The organism is Sphingobacterium lactis, from assembly GCF_051951495.1.
Lineage (GTDB): Bacteria > Bacteroidota > Bacteroidia > Sphingobacteriales > Sphingobacteriaceae > Sphingobacterium > Sphingobacterium lactis_A.
In genome coordinates this window covers 712,209-730,362 of sequence record NZ_JBNHAS010000001.1, presented here as the reverse complement: position 1 = coordinate 730,362, position 18,154 = coordinate 712,209, and the positions used below count along the sequence as shown (strand labels likewise).

General features: G+C 36.2%; 14 protein-coding genes. 11 read left to right on the top strand and 3 right to left on the bottom strand.

The genetic code is table 11. The annotated features are described in order from the left end of the window. Positions 1-14: 14 nt before the first annotated feature. Positions 15-719, top strand: coding sequence for a TIGR00730 family Rossman fold protein (locus ACP6L2_RS03030; RefSeq protein ID WP_344676052.1), 705 nt, complete (start codon positions 15-17; stop codon positions 717-719). Positions 720-839: 120 nt separating this feature from the next. Here the strand turns inward: ACP6L2_RS03030 and ACP6L2_RS03025 are convergent, their stop codons facing one another. The 3 genes from ACP6L2_RS03025 to ACP6L2_RS03015 form a co-directional block, all read right to left on the bottom strand. After that, positions 840-4,151, bottom strand: a complete 3,312-nt coding sequence (locus ACP6L2_RS03025) for a TonB-dependent receptor (protein WP_440507821.1) — start codon at positions 4,149-4,151, stop codon at positions 840-842. A 459-nt stretch (positions 4,152-4,610) separates the two neighbouring features. After that, on the bottom strand, positions 4,611-6,989 hold the full coding sequence (locus ACP6L2_RS03020; RefSeq protein ID WP_440507820.1) for an endonuclease MutS2: 2,379 nt from the start codon (positions 6,987-6,989) through the stop codon (positions 4,611-4,613). A gap of 8 nt (positions 6,990-6,997) precedes the next feature. Beyond that, on the bottom strand, positions 6,998-7,735 hold the full coding sequence (locus ACP6L2_RS03015; protein ID WP_440507819.1) for a DUF4296 domain-containing protein: 738 nt from the start codon (positions 7,733-7,735) through the stop codon (positions 6,998-7,000). Between the two features lie 76 nt (positions 7,736-7,811). On the opposite strand from ACP6L2_RS03015, the gene ACP6L2_RS03010 reads away from it, so the two are divergent. From ACP6L2_RS03010 to ACP6L2_RS02965, 10 genes are all read left to right on the top strand, one after another. After that, positions 7,812-8,501 (top strand): YggS family pyridoxal phosphate-dependent enzyme, encoded by a 690-nt coding sequence (locus tag ACP6L2_RS03010; RefSeq protein ID WP_440507818.1) that lies wholly within the window; start codon positions 7,812-7,814, stop codon positions 8,499-8,501. Continuing rightward, positions 8,501-8,950: an N-acetyltransferase family protein gene (locus ACP6L2_RS03005; RefSeq protein ID WP_440507817.1), complete on the top strand. Its 450-nt coding sequence runs from the start codon at positions 8,501-8,503 to the stop codon at positions 8,948-8,950. Before ACP6L2_RS03010 ends, ACP6L2_RS03005 begins: the two co-directional genes overlap by 1 nt. Then, positions 8,931-9,776: a DUF3298 domain-containing protein gene (locus ACP6L2_RS03000; protein WP_440507816.1), complete on the top strand. Its 846-nt coding sequence runs from the start codon at positions 8,931-8,933 to the stop codon at positions 9,774-9,776. The genes ACP6L2_RS03005 and ACP6L2_RS03000 overlap by 20 nt, the downstream gene beginning before the upstream one ends. Positions 9,777-9,784: 8 nt before the next feature. After that, entirely contained in the window at positions 9,785-11,053 is a 1,269-nt protein-coding gene (locus tag ACP6L2_RS02995) for an aspartate kinase (protein ID WP_440507815.1), read from the top strand. Further along, positions 11,046-12,230, top strand: a complete 1,185-nt coding sequence (locus tag ACP6L2_RS02990) for a THUMP-like domain-containing protein (protein WP_440507814.1) — start codon at positions 11,046-11,048, stop codon at positions 12,228-12,230. The genes ACP6L2_RS02995 and ACP6L2_RS02990 overlap by 8 nt, the downstream gene beginning before the upstream one ends. 90 nt (positions 12,231-12,320) lie before the next feature. Beyond that, positions 12,321-13,331: an LLM class flavin-dependent oxidoreductase gene (locus ACP6L2_RS02985; RefSeq protein WP_440507813.1), complete on the top strand. Its 1,011-nt coding sequence runs from the start codon at positions 12,321-12,323 to the stop codon at positions 13,329-13,331. Positions 13,332-13,693: 362 nt separating this feature from the next. After that, positions 13,694-13,888 carry a hypothetical protein gene (locus tag ACP6L2_RS02980; protein ID WP_440507812.1) on the top strand — a complete coding sequence of 65 codons (195 nt, stop codon included), beginning with the start codon at positions 13,694-13,696 and terminating at the stop codon, positions 13,886-13,888. A 356-nt stretch (positions 13,889-14,244) separates the two neighbouring features. Then, on the top strand, positions 14,245-16,113 hold the full coding sequence (locus tag ACP6L2_RS02975) for an FAD/NAD(P)-binding protein (protein ID WP_440507811.1): 1,869 nt from the start codon (positions 14,245-14,247) through the stop codon (positions 16,111-16,113). A gap of 340 nt (positions 16,114-16,453) precedes the next feature. Beyond that, positions 16,454-17,290, top strand: a complete 837-nt coding sequence (locus ACP6L2_RS02970) for a hypothetical protein (protein WP_440507810.1) — start codon at positions 16,454-16,456, stop codon at positions 17,288-17,290. A gap of 290 nt (positions 17,291-17,580) precedes the next feature. Then, entirely contained in the window at positions 17,581-18,099 is a 519-nt protein-coding gene (locus ACP6L2_RS02965; protein ID WP_440507809.1) for an RNA polymerase sigma factor, read from the top strand. Positions 18,100-18,154 lie beyond the last annotated feature (55 nt).

The window sequence follows — 18,154 nt, the reverse complement described above, 5'->3', positions numbered from 1 at the left end:
AAAAATATTGACGTATGACGCAGAATGATGAAATATTAAACTCCTTTGCCAACAAAACATGGCAGGAAATAAAAGTTAAAGACTCTTGGCAAATCTTTAAGATTATGTCGGAGTTTGTGGATGGATTCGAAAAATTAGCAAAGATTGGTCCTTGTGTTTCCATATTCGGATCAGCAAGAACACCAGATGAGCATAAGTACTACCAAATGACGGTAGAAATAGCACGTTTATTAGCAGAAAGAGGATACGGAGTTATCTCTGGTGGTGGTCCAGGTATTATGGAAGCAGCCAACAAAGGAGCCTATAATGCAGGAGGTAAATCAGTAGGATTAAACATTGAATTACCGCATGAACAATTCCATAACAAATATATTGACCGCGATAAACTACTTGAATTCAACTATTTCTTTGTTCGTAAGGTCATGTTCATGAAATACTCCCAAGGTTATATTGTAATGCCTGGCGGATTTGGAACTATGGACGAATTATTTGAAGCTATTACTTTGATTCAAACTGGTAAGATCGCAAGGTTCCCAATTGTCTTAGTAGGTACTGAATATTGGAGTGGTTTGTTTGAATGGATCAAAGGAACGATGCTTGGTAACAAATATATCAGCGAGGAAGACCTTAACCTCTATCGTATGGTTGATACAGCAGATGAAGCCGTAGGCCACATCTTCAAGTTCTACGACAAGTATCTATTGAAACCAAACTTCTAGAATTAGAAGGATACCATATACAATGAAGATGTAGGGAATAAAAATTTCTGTTTCCATCTAAATAAAAAAGCTCCCGTCAGTAAATTGACGGGAGCTTTTAATTTTATTCTAAACCTACTATTAGTTGAATTTGAATTTCAATCCAAATTGCATGTAATAAGTAGAAGAGATTGACTCATTAGGTCTATTTAATTCTCTTACAACATCACCATTAGCATAACCTAAGTTGAATGTTGGAACAGTTGTACCATCAGGAGTAACTTTAGCGATATTTGTTGGAGTTAACAATACAGTATTGTTAGATTTCCAAATACCCCATGATGAGTTGAACAAGTTACCGATATTGAATACATCCCAGAAGAATTCTAAAGAGTTATTTACACCACCTACATTTTTCACGATTTCTTGTGAAAGACGGAAGTCAAATTGATGTCTCCATGGAGCTAATGCACCATTTCTCTCTGTAGTTTTACCGATACGGCTCTTCAAGTAAGGATCATTTTCAACGATTCCCCAGAAAATATCTGCTTGTTCTTGAGCTGTATAAGCTTTCTTACCATAGTTAGAGTTTCCAGCAGCAATATCTGCAAATTTCAATTCTGATTTATCAGAAGGAATATAGATTAAGTCATTTGATACACCATCTCTGTTGAAATCTTGACCGTAGCTATATGAATATCTTCCCATTGAGTTACCGTTATAGAAAACAGTCATGGAAGTATTCAATTTTCCGATCCAATTGTTTGTATATGAAAGGGTACCTAGTAAACGGTGAGGAACCACGTTTGAAGTATGGCTTAACTCAGCGATATTGGAGTTACCACCTGCTTGCAATGGAATTGACCATAAGTTACCAATTTGATCACCAGCTCCATCTCCAAAGTTTTTAGCACCAGACAAGGTATAAGCTACCATACCTGAGAACCCTTTATCGAATGATTTAGTCAATTGAGCAGTAACTGAGTAATAATGTCCACCTTTTGCATTCGTCATTAAAGTTGGAACAAAAGCAGTACTTCCATTATCATTTACTAAATTACCTTTACTATCAATTTTGTAAAGGTATTTATCTACACGATTATTTGGATAAATGAATCTATGGTCATTATAACCAGGGATTTCTAATGCAGTTGGTTCTACCAAGTTAACATTCTTTGCTACTACTGCATTGATATCTTTATTGTAAATACCTTCTAAAGTTGCAGTAATTCCAAATGGTAATCTATAATCAACAGCTAAGCTTGTTTTCCAAGTTGATGGGAATTTCAAGTTTCTATCCATTGCCGACATATTACTTGGAAGTGTAGTACCTGGCGTTGGCAAAGTAGTTGGGTAATTAGCTTTGATATCCTTACTAAAGTTAGGCATACTTGCATCACCAGCACCAATAGTCTGTGTATATTGCAACATACCAGCATCACCAGATTGAGCAACAATCCAAACAAATGGAATACGTCCAGTAAATACACCAGTACCACCACGAACCATTAATGAACGATCGCCCATTGCATCATAGTTAAATCCAATACGTGGAGAAAACATTGCACGAGTTTTAGGCATTGCACCAGTATTTAAATGAAGACCATTAGCGAATTCTAAAGTATTCAATAATGGGTGTGTTTTCATCTCATCAACTCCAGGATATGTTGGTAACTCCATACGAAGACCTGCTGTCAATTTCAATTGGCTATTTACAGTAAATTCATCTTGTAAGAAGAATGAGTACTGATTGAATTTAAAGCTTGGGAATGCTTGAGAACCATCTTCTGTCAATGGATAAGTTAAAGCGTAGTTAACTGGTTTGTTATTGTTCTTGAAATCTTCCCAAGAATTATACATGTAATATCCAGCACCAAAACGTTGGAATCCATTTTTTGTGATACTAGTTTCAAACTGTGCTCCAAACATAACGTTGTGATTACCAAAAACACGGCTTACATCGTAGTTTGCAGTCCAAGTTTGAACGTCACGTAAGTTTCCATAAGTAAATGGATCTGTACCGAATGAAACCAAAACATTACCACCTGATCCAGCGATTCCATCACGGATATCTACTAATGGGAATACATCACCAACTACAGATCTAGGTTCGTTTTGATTCACATAAGAAATACGTGCTGAATGGTTAAACTCACCAGTTTTACCTGTATACTCTAATGTTCCTGAATATAAATTGTTCTCAGAGAAATAATTCGAGTTTTGGAAGTTCATCGCGTTATTTCCTGTTCTGCTCATTGGATAAACTGAGGTATTGATACCTGAGTTAGAGAAAGAGCTACTTAAGAATGAAGGAGTTTTACCTTTTACTTGGTTGTATCGAACGTTAATTTTGTGGTTATCTGAAATGTTCCAGTCTAAACGAGCGAATAATTTATCATTATTAGAGTCGAATGAGTAACCTTGGTACGGTCCTGGATCATATCCAAAATTAGATTTCAAATAAGCTGACACCTCATCCATGAACTCAACTGTTGGACGAGCGATATAGTTAGCTGAACCAAATGGTGCAGAAGCAGTTGCTGCAACTTTTGATGGTCCTGGCTCTTGTTGTTTCATTTGCTCCAAGTTCACAAAGAAGAATAACTTATCCTTAATGATTGGACCTCCTAAGCTCACACCATACTGTTTTACCGAAAGTTGGTTGATTGGCAAAGTAACATCATTTACACGTGTTCCTTGTTGTTTATCCGAACGACCAGTATAGAATGCTGAACCAAAGAAATTGTTTTTACCAGAACGAGTAACCGCATTTACGGCAGCACCAGTAAAACCAGATTGTCTAACGTCGAATGGCGTAACATTTACTACCACTTGCTCAATCGCATCGATTGAGATTGGCGAACCATTTGCTGGCATGTTTTGTCCAATACCAAATTGGTTATTGAAGTTAGCACCATCCACTGTAAAGTTGTTCGCACGGTAGTTACCACCACCAATTGCAGTACCATTCGCTTGTGGAGTTAAACGAGTTAAGTCGTTTACCGAACGCTCAATAGTAGGTAAGTTTTCAATTGTTTGTCTGTTAACAACTGTAGCAGTACCGTTCTTTTGTGTTCTGCTGCCACGACCAGTCACGGTTACTTCAGCAATAGAAGTACTTGAATCTGTTCCAAACACTGGGTTTAAAACAAATGGTTGACCCAATTGCAAGAATACATCTTCAATAACAATTGGTTGTTGACCTACGTAAGTGATCTCGATTTTGTAAGGACCACCAACACGCATGTTGGCCAAATTAAAACGACCTGACTCATTTGCAGAAGCAGAGTAACGTGTTCCTGAAGGTAAGTGAGTCGCTTTAATGGTAGCTCCACCTGTCGCTGTCCCACTTGATTGTGTGACAACACCTGTCATGCTACTCGTGGTAACCTGCGCTTGGATAGTACCATAGCTCGCAAGAACCAAAGCAAAGAAAAGTAAAGATTTCTTCATATGTTAAGTTGTTTTTCCGACGCAAAATTATAAAGTCAATTTGACTTAACACAAGGGTTAACATAAACTTAATATACTCACACCCAACTTTTTGTAGCTAAATGTCCCATTCGGATAAGTAAGAATTGAAAATTTAAATAGTTTTCACAGCAACTATTTAGTTTAATTGGAATTTTATCAACGAAACCCTACTTACATTAACAGTTTAACAAATTTTAACATTTATCAAATTGTGGAAAAGTTTTTTCCTATTTCTTTGAAATCAGCTCATTTCAACCACAATTTAGTAACAGATAAAGCTATTTTCACCCCAGTTAGAATATTATGTTCGCATAATTTCAAACCAAGATAAATCTAGCCTCAGACATAAATTAACTTGCTTTTGGTAAAAAGGTAAAATCCTCTTACTTGTCATTTTGATTCCAACAAAAAAGGAGGATAAAAATCCTCCCTTTGTCTTTAGTCGATGTACGCGTAGGTAATCCCATCGCCCCCTCGATCTGCATGTTCATCTTCAAATCGACTTACATGATTATATTTTCGCAAATAATCGCGAATAAATTTCCTAAGGATCCCATCCCCTTTTCCATGAATAATTTTCAAAGATGGATAGCCAATCATTACGGCACGATCCAAAACCAGCTCAATCTTCTGTAAGGCATCTTCCGTGCGCATACCTCGAACATCAACCTCCGGACTAAAGTCAGCAACTGAATCACTGGAAACTGATTTAAACCGTTTCGCTACTTTGGCTTTCTCTTTCCCGCGAAGCTTCTCCACCTTATTCTTTTTCACAACGGTACGAAGCTCACCTAAAGCAAGAATTAAATTGTTCTTTGCAATTTCCATCACCTGCCCCTCATTGCCCGTATCTAAAATACGAACCCAATCTCCCACGATTAAAGCTTCATCTGTCTCATTGACAATAGGCTGTTTTTTAGGTTCTTTATGAGGCTTTTCCTTCAAGGATTCCGAGGCTTGTTGAAGACCTGAACGAAGTTCTTTGGTTTTCTCCTTGTCAGCTTGGCTGGTCTTAATCTCCGAAATCGTGTTCTCTACTAACTTATTTGCGTCTTTAATGATCTGTCTAGCTTCTTCTTTAGCATCCTTAAGCAATTGACGCTTATTGTCTTCCAAATAACTTTTCAGTTCATTCAATTCCGACTGTTGCGTCAAAACTTCCTTCTCACGGAGATTGATAGCACGTTTGGAATCAAACAATTCCTTCTTTTCCCGCTCCAAATCAACTAGTAATGTATCGACTTTCTTCTGCTGAACACCAATTTTCTGTTTAGCCAGGTGCAAAACCTCTTTTGGCAAACCAATATTCTGAGCAATCTCGAAAGCATAAGAACTACCCGGCTTACCAACTTGAAGGATATATAGTGGCTTCATGGCCTCATTATCAAAAAGCATGGATGCATTTTCAATCCCAGCAGTATGACTAGCAAAGAGTTTTAAGTTTGAATAGTGCGTCGTAATAACGCCACGGATCATCTTTTTATTTAAAACCTCCAACACAGCCTCAGCGATAGGTCCACCAAATTGAGGATCTGTCCCTGTACCGAACTCATCAATCAACACCAAAGTTCTAGCATCAGCGAACTGAGCAAAGTGCTTCATTTTTGACAAATGGGCACTGTAGGTACTTAAATCACTATCAATAGACTGATCATCGCCAATATCGGCAAAGAACTGTTTGAATACTCCGACTTTGGAAGTTGGATCGCAAGGAATTAACAAGCCCGACTGAAACATAAGCTGTAATAAGCCGACTGTTTTCATACAGACTGATTTACCCCCAGCATTAGGACCGGAAACTAACAAAACCCGATCAGTTTCATCGATTTTCAAGTTCAATGGGACAACGGAAGGATGTCCTTCTTGTCGTGATGCTAATAGCAATAAGGGATGTCTTGCATTGACCAATGCAATATCTGCAGCTTTTGAAAGTTCAGGCATTTGCGCATCCACATCCAAGGCAAACAAGGCCTTTGCCCGAACAAAATCCAACTTGGTCAATAAACCATGATAGGCCATCAGTAATGGAACATGAGGACGTAATTCAGTCGTTAAGCTCGTCAATATGCGAATAACTTCTCTCCTACGTTCAAACTCCAAATCCCTTACTTTATTATTTAAGTGAAACACTTCTTCTGGCTCTATATAAGCAGTTTGACCAGTTGCAGACTCATCATGAATCAAGCCCTTCAACTTACGTTTATTTTCAGCTAAAATCGGAATACACAACCTTCCATCACGGATGGTTAAATTTCCATCAGCTGTCCAGCCGTTAGCTTGCGCCTGCTTATAAACAACATCTAATCGCTTCCTAGCCTCTTGCTCAGACTTGCTGATTTGCTGGGTTAGATCCAATAAAAGCCTTGAAGCATTATCTTTCATTTTCCCTCGATCATCAATAACTTGTTCGATGTTGCGAAGTATTGACTTCTCAATAGGTAAATGTTCAAATAGCAATTCCAAGTTTGGGTACTGTTGTGCCCTATCGTTAAAATAACGAATGATGGCATATACGGTACGCAAAGAAAGCAGAACCCGATAGAATTCGTCTTCAAATAAGAAGGCTCCTTCTACTTTAACTTTCTCCGCAATATGTTTTAAGGGGTAAAAATGGTCAACAGGTAGCGGAGCATCATGCTCTATGAGATTTTTAAACTCATTAGTCTGTCTCAAGAATCGATCTATTAGATCAAGCTTCACTTGAGGTTGAATTTTATCAACTAGTTCTTTGCCAGCTTCACTGATACATTTTGTTTTAATCAGCTCCTTGATCTCCGTAAATCCTAACTTTTCTACCGCGTTCTTTGGATAAATCATGGTTATTATTAATGAATTAGCTGCTCTTTAATAGGTTTTAAGTCTTGTATAATAGGTTGACCTTTCCTTCGCACTGGTTTTAAATCCAGCCTTCCACGAGCTGTATCTATGGCTCTAGGGACTACCTCTTCTACCTTTGGCATTTCTGTTGGCGGTGGAAGCTCCGTTTCTGGCAATGGCGCGATTGGCTGCGCTACTGGTGTCTCTTGTTTCAAATGTTCTTGAAGCATGTTCTTATCCCATAACCAAGATATCCCTGTCAGATTATATAACCTTCTTGTACTTTCTGCAGGTGTCATTTTGATGGAATCTGATTTAGCATTTAGAATCATTTGATTTGCCAAGTCCATTTTTCTGGTTAACAACATCGCCCGAGAAACCGAATCTTGAAATATAGCATTGCGAATACTATCTTTTTTATAAAATTCTCGCTCTTGAACCTCTAAATTCTTAACGATTTTATCATAGGTTTCAGCAGTTAAGTTAGGGTTACCCATGTAGTAATCTACATTTTTATCAAAACTCAATGTATCCAATTTATACTTCTCAAGTAATTGACTGTAAAGTGGATCAATAACTTTTCGGGCACTATCAATTGGGATGGTTCCTATATAACCATCCAGAATGTGCACCTCCGTCATCAATTCTTCAAAGTTCTTTTCCGAAAGAATTCCCTCTGGTTTATTCTTTTTGCATGAGCTAAACAGAAAAAACAAAAGGGATATAATCAGTATTAATCGCTGCATTTTGTAAATTTGAACAAAAATACGTAAAAGCTACGAATTAGCTGGGGTATTTTCATCCGAGTTGATCCAAATTAATATGAGTATAGAAAGCAATATTACCGAGTTACAAAAAGAACTGCAGCCGATTGCTGTTCAATTAGTGGCCATTTCAAAGACAAAACCCAATGAAGACGTCTTAGAAGCTTACCAAGCAGGACAAAGAATTTTTGGTGAAAACCAAGTTCAGGAATTGGTTGCAAAATATGAAGCACTTCCAAAAGACATCGAATGGCATCTGGTAGGTCATTTACAAACCAACAAGGTCAAGTACATCGCTGAGTTTATCAGCCTAATACATTCTGTCGATTCACTAAAAGTTTTGATGGAAATCAATAAACAAGCAAAGAAACACAACCGTGTTATCGACTGTTTATTGCAGGTTTTCATTGCTGACGAGGACACAAAATTTGGTTTAGACCATGCTGAGCTTATTGAACTATTACGCAGCCCTGAGTTTGCAGAATTTGAAAACATCCGTATCCGCGGGTTAATGGGCATTGCAACCAACACAGAGAATGAGCGCATTGTTAAAGAGGAATTTTATGAACTTAAAATGCTTTTTGATGGCATTAAAGTAACCTATTTCCGCAAGCAAGCATCTTTTGATATACTTTCTATGGGTATGTCCTCGGATTATAAACTTGCAATTGAACAAGGAAGCAACATGGTCAGATTAGGAAGCACCATATTTGGAAAACGAGTTATAAAACATTTCAAAGCAAAATAATGGATTTTCAAATTAGGACTGCAAAAAAAGAAGATTGCCCTAGGCTATTGGAATTAATTCAAGAATTAGCGACTTATGAAAAGGCGCCTGATGAGGTCACAGTAAGCTTGGCAGAATTTGAAATTGCTGGTTTTGGGGAACAACCTGTATGGTGGGCGTTTGTTGTCGAACATGAAGGCTTAATCGTCGGGATGTCTCTTTACTATATTCGCTATTCCACTTGGAAAGGTAGAAGGCTATATTTGGAGGATATCATCGTCACCGAATCCATGCGTGGTAAAGGTTTAGGAAAATTATTGATGGACCATACCATTAACTATGCTAAAGAGGCTGGCTTCAGTGGAATGATGTGGCAAGTACTGGATTGGAATGAACCAGCGATAAATTTTTACAAAAAATACAACAGTAAGTTTGATGAAGGGTGGATTAATGTTAATATCAATTTTTAAGCATAAATTAGTTAAAATAGCTTTTTGGACTTTCCCGATTATCATGTTGGGATGTCAGTCGAATAAAACGGATAAAGCACATCAAGTAAATGGAGCCAATAGTGTCGCTAAGGACACCATGACCTATGAAACGCGAACTATAAAGGAAATAAGTCCCTATATAGCTGAGCATGATGATCAATTGGACACTACCTTTGCTGAGGTAATCTACCCAGTATTTCAAGATAGCAATCTGAATAATTTGGTTCAAAGCACGATTTTAATTGACGGGGAACCGAATATTCAAACCTATGCAAACAATTTTATTGAAGGTTATGGCAATTTCATTGAGGAAAATGACCTCAACTACCCTATTGCCTGGACGAAAAGTACGAAAGTAAATATTAGTCTATATTCACCAGAGTTAATCTGTATTAAAAATGCCACTTATGAGTTCTCCGGTGGAGCGCATGGCAATTCCTTTGAAAATATTTCCGTATTTGAACTCGAAAATTTCAGAAAATTAGCGCTTAACAGCTTTATTTCTGATAATAAGATGAAAGAATTTACTAAAATTGCAGAAAATATTTTCCGTAAAGCGGAGAACCTCAGTGATACTAGCAGTTTAGAACGTGATTACTTCTTTGAAGAAGGCAAGTTTGTCTTATCCGCTAACTATGGAATTACAAAAAATGGTATCATGTTTCATTATAATCCATATGAGATAAAACCATATGCTGCAGGAACCACAACCATTGTTGTCCCTTTCAGCGAGGTAAAAGATTTAATGACGGAAACCGGAAAATTATACGTGAGAAATTTACAAGAATATTTTCAATCTATTTAATCATATAAATGCAGGTATTTAAATTTGGTGGTGCATCTGTAAAAAGTGCAGAGAATATTAGAAACGTCGTTTCCATCATCGAAAAGTATAAAGAATCTGAATTGCTTGTAGTCGTATCCGCAATTGGTAAAACGACTGATAAATTAGCAAAGATTACCACAAATTACTTCAAGCAAGAAGGAGATTATTTTAGCCTGTTGGAAGATTTGAAAAATGAGCATTTCCAAATCTTAAATGAGCTTTTTGAAGATCATAACAACCCTATTTTCGACGATATTGCCAACACTTTTGTAGAAGTAGAATGGATTCTCGAGGAAGATCCTCAAGATGAATTTGATTATTTATTTGATCAGATTGTATCGGTGGGCGAGCTTCTATCGACAAAAATAGTTGCCGCATATGGTAACTATAAGCATGTTCCTATTCAATGGGTTGATGCTAGAGATTACATCCTAACCGATAATAACTACCAAGAAGCACGTGTAGATTGGGAAAAGACGGAAGAAAAAATCCGTAAAGATTTACCATTTATTTTAGATGACAAAGTTATTGTAACCCAAGGTTATATTGGTTCTACATCCGAAAACTTTACCACAACGCTTGGTCGCGAAGGGTCTGATTATTCAGCAGCCATTTTTGCAGCGAGTTTAAATGCTGAAAATATTACCATTTGGAAGGATGTCCCAGGTGTATTAAATGCAGATCCAAAATGGTTCGAACGCACAGAGCTTATCCCTGAATTATCGTATACAGATGCTATCGAATTGACTTATTATGGTGCAACGGTGATTCACCCAAAAACCATTAAGCCACTTCAAAACAAAAAAATAACTTTGAATGTACGTTCTTTCTTAAATCCTGAAGAACCGGGCACTCAAATCAAAACAACAAATCAAACATTACCTGTACCCTCTTTTATTTTTAAGGTAAATCAGGTATTCATCAATATTCAGCCAAGAGACTTTTCCTTTATCGTGGAGGATAATTTGAGCCATATCTTTGATTTATTCCACAAGAACAGAATCAAAATCAATATGATGCACAATTCGGCAATCAGTTTCTCCGTTAGTGTGGATGATACAGGTGAAAATGTCATGAAACTTTTAACGGAATTAGAAAAACGCTATAAAGTTTCCATGGAAAAAGGACTGGAATTAATCACCATACGATACTATAATCAAGAAACAATTGACCGAGTTTTGGTAAATAAGGAAATTATTCGCGAACTTAAGGATAGTTATACTTGCCAAATGTTGGTTAAAAAGAACGATGAATAGAAATATATTAGCGAAAGACGTTCAAGATTTCCTTAAAGCTAACCGGGAGAAATCTCCCACAGAAATAGCTTTAAAGAAAAGTCCTTTCCCTAATGTCAGCGCTCCGGAACTAGCCGCTCAAATTGACGGATGGCAACGTAGTGTCCGAAAATTGCCTACCTGGGCTTTTTCAGAAGGTATTTATTATCCGGACAAGATTAATCTAGAGCAATGCTCCTCAGAGCATACCGCATTGGTTAAACAAACACTTATTGCCAAAGGATCACGAGTTATCGACTTGACTGGGGGCTTCAGCGTAGATAGCTGTTATCTCGCTCAGGAAGCATCCGAAGTTATTCACTGTGAACTTAACGCCAAGCTCTCAGAAATCGTCGCATATAACGCGAAAATACTCCGAGTAGCAAATCTCAATTGCATTGTCACAGATGGAATTGAACTCTTGAAAGATTCCGAAGATCAAGCTTTTAATTATATCTATGTCGATCCGTCCAGAAGAGTAAATCAAGGAAAAGTGTTTCTATTGGAAGATTGCGAGCCAAATATCGTTGCTCATCAAGACTTATTCTTTAAAAAAAGCCGTTATGTCATTAGCAAATTAGCGCCATTACTGGATATAACTACAGCCTTGAACAGTTTGAAGCATGTTCGATTTGTCTATGTCATCAGTTTAGACAACGATTGTAAGGAACTCTTATTCGTTCAAGAACGAGGATATGAAGGGGAATGTAAAATTCGAGCCATTCGGTTATTCCAAGATAAACTGCAGGATTTAGTTTTCACTTATGATGAAGAACGATCCATCATAAGCAGATTCTTATTACCACAGGCTTATTTATATGATCCTGACGTGGCAATCACCAAAGCTGGTGCCTTCAAAACCGTAGGCAAACGCTTTGGATTGGGAAAAATTCATCAACATGCCCATTTATATACTTCAAATGAATGGAATCCTGATTTTCCGGGTAGAACTTTTAAGATTACCGCGGTCATCCCCCATTCGCAATTAAAAAAGAATAACCCTTGGCCTCAAGCCAATATTGCCACTCGTAATTTCCCAGATAAAGTAGATGTCATCCGTAAAAAGTTCAAAATAAAAGATGGTGGCTCTATTTATTTATTCTTCACGACTGATATCAACAACCAATTGATTGTTATTGCTGGCGAACGAAAAAGTTAATTCAACGACCTTCTGTCACTAAATTGCCAATTCTCAAAATATTACTTTGATATTTAAGTTGGCAATCTTATCCTATCTATCTTTATGCTTATGAAAAACATACGTCACTCCTTATTGGAATTAGCTACTGTTTCCAAAAATAGCACGGCAGGTGAAGCCATCGCTCGAGCGAAAGAAGGTGCAGAATACATCGATATAAAGAATTATTCCCGAATATGGCTGGCAGAGCATCACAATATGGAACATATTGCCAGTTCGGCTACTGCGGTTTTAATCGGGCATATTGCACAGGCTACACAACGAATTCGAGTGGGTTCCGGCGGAATTATGTTGCCAAATCATGCTCCATTAGTAATTGCTGAACAGTTTGGCACCTTGGCAAGTATCTATCCTGGGAGAATAGATTTAGGCCTAGGAAGGGCGCCAGGCACAGATCAATTAACGGCTATGGCATTAAGGCGTAATAACCTCAACACGGCATTCTATTTTAAAGATGATGTTTTAGAATTGCAGAAATTATTCAATCCTGAAAATGCCAGTTCAAAAGTCAGGGCATTTCCAGGTGAAGGGACTGATGTGCCTTTATGGATTTTGGGTTCAAGCACGGATTCAGCATACTTAGCTGCAGAATTAGGCTTGCCTTATGCTTTTGCTGCTCATTTTGCACCAGCCATGTTAATGCAAGCCTCCGAAATTTACCGGCAAAATTTCAAACCATCTTCTCAACTCCAAGAACCATATTTCATGGTCTGTGTCAATATTGTTGCTGCGGATACCAATGAAGAAGCACAATTTCTATCCAGCTCCTTATTTAATCTTTTTGCTGGTATAGTGACCAATCATCGAAGACCGTTATCCGCTCCTACAGAAAAACCAATTTACGAAGGTATTCCTGAGATTGAGCGTGCGGTAGAATCCATGGTCAATTGCACCTTTATTGGAAATCCGGAAAGCTTGGCCAATCAACTCAAGGATTTCATAATCCAAGTCAATGCCAATGAAATCATGCATACCAATTACATTTTTGATAATCAAAAAAGATTAAAAGCATTCGATATCATCGATAATGCCTTTCAATTGATAAATGCGGAAAAGTCATAAGGATCCTACTGTTTATTTCATCATAAATCTGAGCTTTTTATAGCTGCAACATGAGCTTTAGAACAAGTCCAGTTTGGCTTGGGTCAAGCTTAGGTCAAGCTTATGTTTGCTTCGAGAATGCAACGGAATTTCTTTGGATCTGATAGGGATCTTGTTCGGATCTCGTTCGGTCGGAACCGAACGAGATCCGAACAAGATCCGAACAAGTTCCGAAGGAGATCCGTTAGAGTCTCGAATCCAACCCCTACTTGACCCCTGTGAAACCCCTAGCAAACCCCTTTTTGATAGTATTTAGTATGGAGTAATTAGTAGTTAGACCTATGGACTAAATCAGCCTTTAAGAGTAGGTTATTATATGTGAAATGGATTCAAATTTCGATAGCTTTACAGTTATTCTTTCTGCTAGTTACAACTCAGAGCGAAGCGAAGAGTCTTATTTCTCTACCTCCAAGACCTCGTCATCCTTTATCGGAGATAAAGGAACTTTAAACTATACTATAGACAACAGACGCAAGACACCAGATTTTAGACCTACTGGCGTTAAAGACGCAGGATAACAGAACTGGCCATCAGAAATTAAATCCTATGGAAATTTTCCTTTAACAATTCACTAATTCAAAAAAATGTCTATACAAAATACTATCAGCGCTTAGAATAGCCACCGGTAAAATATCTGCTACATGTCATATTTATTTCGCCTATTAAGCGATTACGGCAAAATATATACCCTATATTACAAATTGAATTACAATTTAATTTAATTAATCTAACAAGAAAACTTAAGCTACAAATCAATCTTATTATTAATATAACTGGCAATAATTAATTATTTTCGACCATTATAAACATGGCGTTATAAGTACGCTCATAGGTTAATCGCACTGAAAAGAAATTATTCGTACATCTACAATATATGATTTGGACTTCCTTACAATTACCAAAAGATCCTAATGGAACCTTTGTTTCCGTAAAATCCCGTATCAAACGAATAGTTGATATAGAGATTGCTGAAAACAAAGATTATGTCAGCATTATTGGTGGTGGAATATATGGATTAAAATCCTTGTTAAGTTTACTGCGTAAATTAAAATCCAATTCTAAAAGCAATAAAATCACGTCCATTCATTGGTATAATAAAAATGAGCATTTTGCCACAGGAAAAATCTATTCCCCAAATCAACCTATATACCTGAGTTTAGATCATTGCATTCAAGACCTTAATCTCTTTGATATTGAAGTACAAAAAAGTGATTTTTATGGTAAATCCTTTCAGAATTGGTTAATAGAAAAGCTTCCCGAGGATCAAACAGTGGATCCATTTGATTATTGCAGTAAGGAGCTGTTTGGACTTTACTTAATCGAATCACTCTGTCATATCATGGATAATATGTTGGATCATGTAGAGTTGAATTTAATCCAGGCTGAAGTAACAGGCATGGAAATTAATAATGGCTTTGCTCGGCTAAATGATAAATTCAGTGAATTCCCATTTAAATATCGTTCTTGTTGTATTCAAATTGGATATGAAAACAAAAACAATCTCTTAAAATACATTCCAAATTCAGATGGAGTAAAGGATAGATATTTTCCAGATCATCGGGCATTAGAGAGTTTAGAGCGCATTCCGGAGAAAGGTCAAGTGGCCATAAAAGAATCCGGGCTGGAAGCAGTAAATACTATATTAACTTTAACCGAAGGTCGAGGAGGAATTTTCTATAAAAAGGATGACGAAGTTAAATATATCCCTTCAGGTCTAGAACCAATAATGTATTTGTTTTCCAGATCAAATCTTCCAAGTTTGCCAAGGAATAAATTCCATAAAGACCATAAGTACCAAACTCAATTTATGACCAATGCTTGGGTTCAAGAAATGCTTAAAAAGAATACTCCCCTCAACTTTGAAGAAGAAATTCTACCAGTTTTGAACCAAGAAATTCAATATGCCTTCTATTCTCAACTTCCACATCTTAAGGAATCCAGTCAAGAGGAAATTTTATCTTTTATAGCTATACAACCATCGAACACTAGGTTTTCCTTACATGCGCTTTTTGACCCTTGGAACTACTCAAATGTATCAAAAAGTGCCTCCTTTAATGAGTTTGCTATAGATTTAGCCATTTATTGTTTGATGGCAACCCAAGGAGGAGAAAAAAATAGCATGATGAGTTCTGCCTTAGCTGCCTTAAGGGAAGGATATCATCAGATTAGAAAGCTTTATGCGCATGCTGGATTAAACAGTGCCTCCCATTTCCACTTTGACACCTATTGGAAATGGTATCTTATTCAAATAGGCTTTGGTCCGAATAGAGAAAACACCGAAAAGTTTTATTGCCTGATGAAGGAAGGTTATGTAAATTTCCTTTTTTCAGAAACTCCAGATATTTCTATCGAAGATGAACAATTCCTTTTAAGATCCAAAGAAAATGAAATTGTAACTAGCTATTTAATTGATTGCAAAAACCATAGGGGAAACATTCAAACAGGAAGTAATTCGTTATTTAAGAATCTTTTGAAGAATAATTTGATTCGTGAATTTCATAACGGCGAATATAATACAGGTAAAATTGATTTAGATTCGAATGGAAGGTCAACCGTTCTTGCAGATTTATTTCCATTATATTTTAATGGTCCGGCGAGTGATGGCCCTTTTTTATATCACCATGATTTAGATCAAGATCTTTATCCTATCTCGAATATTTGGGCAGAAGAGACTATACGCATTTTATTTCCAACATTAGAAATTGAAGATGGATCTAACCCAAGTAACATTACTGTACAATAAACTTCATGTTAAGTCGATAGGTGTTTACAAAAACTTAATATTCAGATAATATTCAAATTAAATACTTCAGTTACATTTGATTAAAATTAAATATTATGATTAAAGACGAAGTATTAATGACAGATTTTGACTCAAACATTTTTGAGTTCATGTATGATGGTGATGATTTTAATTCAGAAGAGGATTAAAATCCACCATTATACATTTTATTTGACTCCCTCCTCCCCACAAATCCATATCTAAATAACATCTTATCAAAAATTAGAAACTTGAAAGTTCAAGATTCTCTTTTACTTTTGCCCCTTAAAAAGTATATTCGATTGTTCACTACTAACATCCTATGATTCGACAAGGCTTCCATATCGCAATTCTTTCATTTTTTACCATTTTATATTCCTGTAATCACCAAAACAACGGCAATCATAGTAATGAAGTTGATTCACTATCCAATAAAACAGATAGCTTAATTAGTAAGATTGACACTAGTCAAAAAATGGAAGATAGATCTATTGACACTGTTAAACATATCAAAGATTTAGAAAAAGAAGCAGAATCGCTACAGAATATAATTGTCAGCAATAAGGCAATCATACCAGGTTCCCACAGATATATGGATCAAAATGACAAAACCAGCAAAATGATAAATTCTGATTGGTTAAGCATCTATTTAGAAAACGGTCAATACAAATTGGGAAAGCAAGATTTAGCTATTCAAGAAAAGGGTGAAGACCCATGCTCAGGTATGGATGTGGAATACATTGACACTAAAATATCAAGTTTATTATTAGTGAATATCAAGAATTTAGCACCTCATAAATTGGATACTTTAGCAATTAAAGACCAAGTAATCCAACCTAATAGTCCCCTTAAATTTCAATGGAAAAATCAAAATTATGAACTGGTAGCTTCAGGCCGTACATTCACAGAGGCATACGAAAGAAGTAACGAATGGTACACCTTGACCATATATAAAAATGATAAAAAACTACGAACCTTGATCATTCAAAATGATTACAATGATACGCTGACCTCTATCCTCTTAATTTCGGACTTGGATAATGATCAAATTCCAGATTTTATCATCTCAAGCCCTAGAGATTATGAAGAAGAACGTATATTAATCTTTATTTCCACTGACCCTAAAATCTACGAGGCACAACGCGTGTTTGATTGCTAAATAATTTTTTAATCGGATTAACCCTACCCTTTCCGCTAACAAAATTTGATATTCCTGTGGACTAGAGACCTGTGTCCTCCATTTACATTTGTGTATAAAAGTTACTTTAATAGCACTCTTTTGAAAGTAAAGTCAATAAAAATATTCCTATAATTTTACAGAATAAGCAATTTTTATCGATGATATAGATAAAATCAATTAAATATTAATCATTATTAAACATAAATTTTATTTATTTGTTATTAATTTTAATTAATATTGTTTAACCAATTTAATTATCGAGGTCTGGAATGGATAAATTGCTCTACAATCAATATTTTAGATTTATTTGTTTTTATGCCTATCAACTATCAGGTGATAAGAATTTAGCTGAGGATGTGGCGCAAGAAGCATTTACTTCATATTACCAACAAAAAGCTCAGGTTTCCAATAATCCATCAGCTATAAAATCTTTTTTATACAGCAGTGTAAGGAATTACATATTAAATCTCCATAAACGGTCACAAATAAAACAACGATACTGGGAAAAAACCGTGTATAAAGAAGAAGATTCTATAGATTTAGAAGAATCCATTCTTTATACAGAATTGTTAGCTGAGGTAGAAACATTAATTAGCAAATTACCTAAAGTCTGTCAACAGGTTATGCGTTTAAGTTATTTTGAAGGACTCTCTAATGCAGAAATCATAGAAAAGTTAGATATTTCAATAAACACACTCAAAACACACAGAAAAAGAGGCTTAAAATATATACAAAACCATATTAATCCCGAATTTTATCTTATCCTCTGCTCTCTTCTATTTCATTAAGTGGGGTCAAAATCTATTTCTCTCCTCCAAATCGTATTAGTACAAAAACTTTATT